Origin of the sequence: Rhizobium chutanense (genome assembly GCF_002531935.1) — a bacterium.
In the GTDB taxonomy this organism is placed as follows: Bacteria; Pseudomonadota; Alphaproteobacteria; order Rhizobiales; family Rhizobiaceae; genus Rhizobium; species Rhizobium chutanense.
Genome location: NZ_NWSV01000063.1, coordinates 1 through 5,252, shown reverse-complemented (window position 1 = coordinate 5,252; position 5,252 = coordinate 1). Strand labels below are relative to the sequence as shown.

5 protein-coding genes are annotated in these 5,252 nt (G+C 57.2%); 4 read left to right on the top strand and 1 reads right to left on the bottom strand.

Features of this window, described 5'->3' with window-relative positions; translation table 11 throughout:
- The coding region (locus tag CO666_RS34410; protein WP_210201893.1) for a hypothetical protein at positions 1-303 on the top strand (303 nt) is incomplete at its 5' end.
- Between the two features lie 30 nt (positions 304-333).
- Here the strand turns inward: CO666_RS34410 and CO666_RS35175 are convergent.
- The gene (locus CO666_RS35175) at positions 334-774 is read right to left on the bottom strand and encodes a Tn3 family transposase (RefSeq protein ID WP_004676276.1); all 441 of its coding nucleotides are present in this window, start codon (positions 772-774) and stop codon (positions 334-336) included.
- 792 nt (positions 775-1,566) lie between these two features.
- Between CO666_RS35175 and CO666_RS34970 the strand changes: the two genes are divergently transcribed.
- The 3 genes from CO666_RS34970 to CO666_RS33140 all read left to right on the top strand — a co-directional run bounded on the left by CO666_RS34970 (position 1,567) and on the right by CO666_RS33140 (position 5,067).
- Positions 1,567-1,692, top strand: a complete 126-nt coding sequence (locus CO666_RS34970) for a hypothetical protein (protein WP_004676277.1) — start codon at positions 1,567-1,569, stop codon at positions 1,690-1,692.
- 114 nt (positions 1,693-1,806) lie between these two features.
- On the top strand, positions 1,807-2,892 hold the full coding sequence (locus tag CO666_RS33145; protein WP_008533948.1) for an HlyD family secretion protein: 1,086 nt from the start codon (positions 1,807-1,809) through the stop codon (positions 2,890-2,892).
- A 27-nt stretch (positions 2,893-2,919) separates the two neighbouring features.
- Complete coding sequence (locus CO666_RS33140) at positions 2,920-5,067, top strand: peptidase domain-containing ABC transporter (RefSeq protein ID WP_097603729.1); 2,148 nt, start codon at positions 2,920-2,922, stop codon at positions 5,065-5,067.
- Positions 5,068-5,252: the final 185 nt, after the last annotated feature.

Sequence of the window (5,252 nt, the reverse complement as noted above, 5' to 3'; positions counted from 1 at the left end):
CCGAAAACTGCGACGCTTTCATCGTCTTCTGGTCCCTTTCCCAGCCAGGAAAATGCACCGGAAAACTCTAACCAAAACTGGTCCAGTTTGAAGGGTTCAGATCAAAGTGCACAAGATGGTGGCGAATGGGAACGTAGGGTCGTCGCCTCGATCGCCAAGAAATTGAAAAGGGGCCAGCGAGGAGCGCCTTTTGGCTCGCATCGCCGGGTCCGCGATCAAGGCCCTCGACGGAGCGGTGCCGAAATTGCCGAACAGGCGATACTTTCGGCTCTGGTCCGCAAATACAAGACTGGCGGTTCCTAAGCAGCGAGCCCAGGCGGTGCCACGTTCCTCCTACGGCATTTCATTATCCACGCATGTTGCCGAGGCTGCTGAGCCTGCTCGAATTCCGGAATAATGCAGCACATCGGGTCCGCCATCGCGGCGCTGGAATGGCTCAAGCGTCTGATCGACGAGGACGACAGACGGATCGACCCGTATCGATCCGAGACCTGGCTGTAGGCCTGAAGGCCTAGCATCCTGCCGTATTTCACGTTTACCAGGGCGTCGCCTTGCGCTGTGGCGGCAAATAATAGGCCGTCGCTCGAAGCCGGAGTGCCCATGGATCGGTAACCCCGCCTGCGCCTCGACCACCCTGGCTAGCGCCCGGTCGTAGGCTTCGCTCTCGACATGCCACTGTCGAACACGGATTAACACCCACAAGGTGTGGGTGTCTGTGGCATCGGCCATCATGCGCAGGCCAAAGCTAGTCTCTTCTGCGAGGATGACGTTCATCGCAGGGCGCTCCTGTACGCAGATGACTGAATGCTTCGCAGAAGCCAGTCGCAGCATCCACGTCTGGACGTCGCCTTCGCAATCGAGCCGCCCGGAATCGTAACAGCCCGAGCTGGCGCGGCCAAGCTCGCGTAACCGGATGTCGAGGTGAGCTTGAGATTTGCCAGCTATCCTCCTGTCGCAACGGCCCCGCGAGACGATCGCTGTCGGCCACAGCCTGGGCCGGAACAAGTGCAGGTCTGAGATCGCCATAGCGTCGGGACCCGCCCAAGCATTGCCCAATAGGTCTCGTGTTTCTTTTCGCATCCGGTGGATCTTTTACTTGACACATCCGGCCATAGCATCTGCCAATAGGGACAAGGCCCGCGGCACCAAGCGGCGCATCCGCGCCCACTATCGTGCGGAGGGCCACTAACAATTCACCAGGTTTCAGAGTGAATCAGCAGCAACAAAAATCGACGGCAAACTCGATGGGGGCTACGCGGATGGGGGCGCGCTTACTGAGCGCCGAGTCTCAACTGTACCGTCGCCACCGAACTTTGGAGCTGTCGATCCTGTTCAGGACGTTCATTCAGAACCCTACTCGGTTTGTCGTGCTTGCGACAGCGTGATGTGCGGTTTGGCACGTCTCGGCGCTCTAGGGCAGCCATTGAATAACATACAGAACAGTTTTCTGATGCTTTTCGCTCCTTCTGCATTGGCACGAATCTTGAACCTTTTTGTTGCGCGCCGCTAGGAGCTCCCAACGGGGGCCTTGGCATCTTCTCAATCCAGCTCTGAACGGAGACACCAATGATGAACAACATGGCAGCCTATCGTGTAACCGAATTAACCCCTCAAGAAGCAGCTGAAACCTCCGGAGGTTGGTATTTTTGGGTTTACTTGTTTTTGCGACGTTACGGACACTTGTTTGGTTGATAAGCGAGCTGGCTCTCGATGGCTCCTAGTGACTACAGACTAGCAGTTCCCCTTTCTGCTGAAACGGCCAGCTGCACCGCAGAAAGCATACTGGCGCGACGATCAGGACGATCCTTGAGCATTTATAGGGCGATCTTGCTCTTCGTCGCCGCGGCATTTGGCTCACTGCCACTCGTTACCATACCGGTCTCCATGCAGAGTGTCGGTACTATTCGCCCGATCGTGGAGAAGACGCCCCTGATAGCGCCCGTCTCCGGACGCATCTCCCGTGTCCTTGCCTTTGAGAACGATGTCGTTGCTAAGGGGAAGGAAATAATCGCCTTTGACGATCATGTAATCGAGGAAAAGCTCAGCGGGGTTTTAGCCGACATTCATGCCAAGAGCGATCTTGCCCATGACTTCCAAACGCTGATTTCTTCCGGCGCAAGGCTCAGCGTCTCGCCCCCCCTCCAAACCGAATCCGCGACGGCTGAAAGGGTGCATTTTCTCAACTTGCTGCGCGAGAACCAAAATGCGCGCAGTAACGCCGCGGCGGAACTCGACCGCGCAAAGCGACTTGTCTCGGCTGCTGCGGCGCCGGCGAAGACCGTTGACGAGAAGGCTTTCGCTCTCCAAAATATCGAGGTCCAAGGCGAGATCCTCGTGCGACGCAAAACCGCTGATTGGAACCAGAAGCTCCTTGATGCTAACCTGCGCTTAAAGGAACTCACGGCCACCTTGCATCAGCTCGAGCACGAACGGGACCTGCACCGCATCCGCGCCCCAGTATCGGGTGCTCTCGAGCAGTTCTCCGGCCTCGCGCACGGAAGCTACGTGCAGAGCGGGCAAACCGTTGGTTGGATCTCGCCGAACGACGATCTGGTGGCGGAAATCTACGTCTCCCCCAACGACATTGGCTTTGTGCAGCCTGGTCAGCCGGTGCGGCTCCAAGTGGATGCCTTTAACTACAACCAATGGGGTGTCATCAAAGCAAGGGTGGTCGAGGTGGCGCAGGACTTCACTCTGCATGACGGGAACCCGGTCTTCAAGGTCCAGTGCGCGCTCTCTCGCAGCGAACTCGCGCTGAAAAGCGGGGCCATCGGCCACCTGAAGAAAGGCATGACCGTGCGGGCTCGCTTTCTGTTGGCCAATCGCACTCTCCTGCAACTGCTCTACGACGAGGCAGACGATTGGCTCAACCCGATGCTGGCGGGGCGCTAATATTGTCCCAACAGCCAGCGAGCCTCCATGTCGAGTAAGGCCATTAAGTTCAAACAGCGTGACATCACGGATTGCGGCGCCGCCAGCCTCGCATCTGTCGCAGCCTTCTATGGCTACAAGTTGCCATTGGCGCGCATCCGCCAGTATGCGTCGACCGACCGCTCCGGTACGAGTGTGCTGGGGCTCACGGAAGCGGCGCAGAAGCTGGGCTTCATCGCGAAAGGCGTCAAAGGTGGCTTCGACAGCCTGTACAAGATCCCCAAGCCCGCTATCGCGCACGTCGTCAAGGAGGACCTGCACCATTTCGTAGTGGTCCATGCGATCGACGCCAAGTGGGTCATCGTCATGGACCCTGCCTTGGGCGAAATCTGCAAAGTGCCGCATCAGGAATTCATGGAGCAATGGACCGGCGTTCTGGTTTTGCTGGTTCCGGCAGACACATTCAATCGTCGAAACGAGACCACGTCGCCCCTCGCCCGATTCGCCCGCCTACTCGCGCCACACCGCACGGTGATGGCGCAGGCTCTCGTCGGCGCTCTTGTGACGACCGTCCTCAGTCTCTCGACGGCGATCTACGTTCAGAAGATCGTTGATCACGTGATCCCAGCGGGAAACCGCAACCTGCTCAACTTGATGAGCATCGCAATGCTGCTGATCCTAGCGATACAGATCCTGATCAACCTCCTAAGAGGCCGACTCGTCCTGCAGACGGGGCAGAAGATCGACGTATGCTTGATCCTCGGCTATTACAATCACATCCTGGCCCTGCCCCAGAAGTTCTTCGATAGCATGCGCATGGGAGAAATCGTGTCGCGCATGAACGACGCTGTGAAAATCAGGAGCTTCCTGAACGACGTTTCGATAAACATGTTTGTTGACATTTTAATGATACTGTTCTCGTTCGGAATGATGTTCATCTATTCCTGGAATATTGCTTTGATCGTGGCGCTCGCCATTCCAATGTACATCCTGGTATATTGGGCCATCAATCGGATGAATCGAAATCTCCAACGAGTCATCATGGAAAATGACGCCAAACTCGAGGCGCAACTGGTAGAATCACTCGGAGCTGTCTCCACCATTAAGACTTCCGGCGTCGAGAGCTTCGCAAACTTCAAAATGGAGACCCGCTTCGTAAAGATGCTGCATTCCGTCTACAGCTCCGGGCTGATCTCAATCTGCGGCGACAACGCCTCGACGTTGCTGTCGGTCCTGTTCACCATCGTGCTGATGTGGTTTGGAACCACGCTTGCGCTCGAACAGGCCGTCACGCCCGGCGAATTGCTGTCCTGCTATACGTTGCTTGGCTATATCACCCGGCCGGTCGCCCGCCTGATCCAGACCAACCGGATCGTTCAAGACGCGTTTATCGCGGCGGATAGACTTTTCGAGATCTTTGAACTGGAGTCGGCAAGCAGCAGCGGCATCGATGCTACGAAGACCGATCTCGGAGATATTCGCCTGGAGAACGTCACATTCCGCTATGGCGCGCAGGCGGAGGTTTTCAGCGATCTAAGCGTCTCCTTTCGCCAAGGAGAGTTGACGGCCGTCGTGGGTGAGAGCGGCTCGGGCAAAAGCACCCTTGCGGCTCTGCTGCAGAATGTCTACCAGCTTGAGGATGGATGCATTCGGATCGGCCAATATGCCCTCCAGGATTTCTCGAGCGCATCACTGCACAAGGTCATGGCTGCAGTACCGCAATCGATAGACGTCTTCTCCGGTTCCGTGATCGAGAACATCGCCCTGGGCGAGTTCGAACCGGAGTTCGATAAGATCGTACGCATCTGTGATCGAATAGGACTGCGGGAGTGCATCGAGCGCTGGCCCGGGCGGTTCCAGGCCCATCTGGGCGAGAACGGGGTTCGCCTCTCCGGAGGTGAGAAGCAGCGCCTCGCATTGGCTCGGGCCCTGTACCGGGATCCCGACGTTCTAATCCTTGACGAAGCGACCTCCTCTCTGGACTCGGCAGCCGAAGAATTTGTGCTGCGGGTTGTTGAGGATCTGTCTCGCGCTGGGAAGACCATCATAGTCATCACTCATCGGTTGAGCACCGTTCGTGGGGCGGACAATATTGTGGTCCTGGACAAGGGGCGGGTCATTGAGGAGGGAAAGCACGCTGACCTAGTGAGAACTGATGGCCCTTACGCTCGATTATGGCGGGCGCCAAGGTCGTGATCCGTGTAGGCCCTGTCGGCTCGAGGATTGAAAACGGTTGTGAACGTCACGGTTAAGCAGCATGGCAACATTGTCGGCTGTGAACTTGAAGCGGCGGTGATCGGAACGTGGGCGATGGACTTCGTTCACGACCAACTCGCAACGGGTAAGAAACTGCGCGTGCTGACGGTGGTCGACACCTTCTC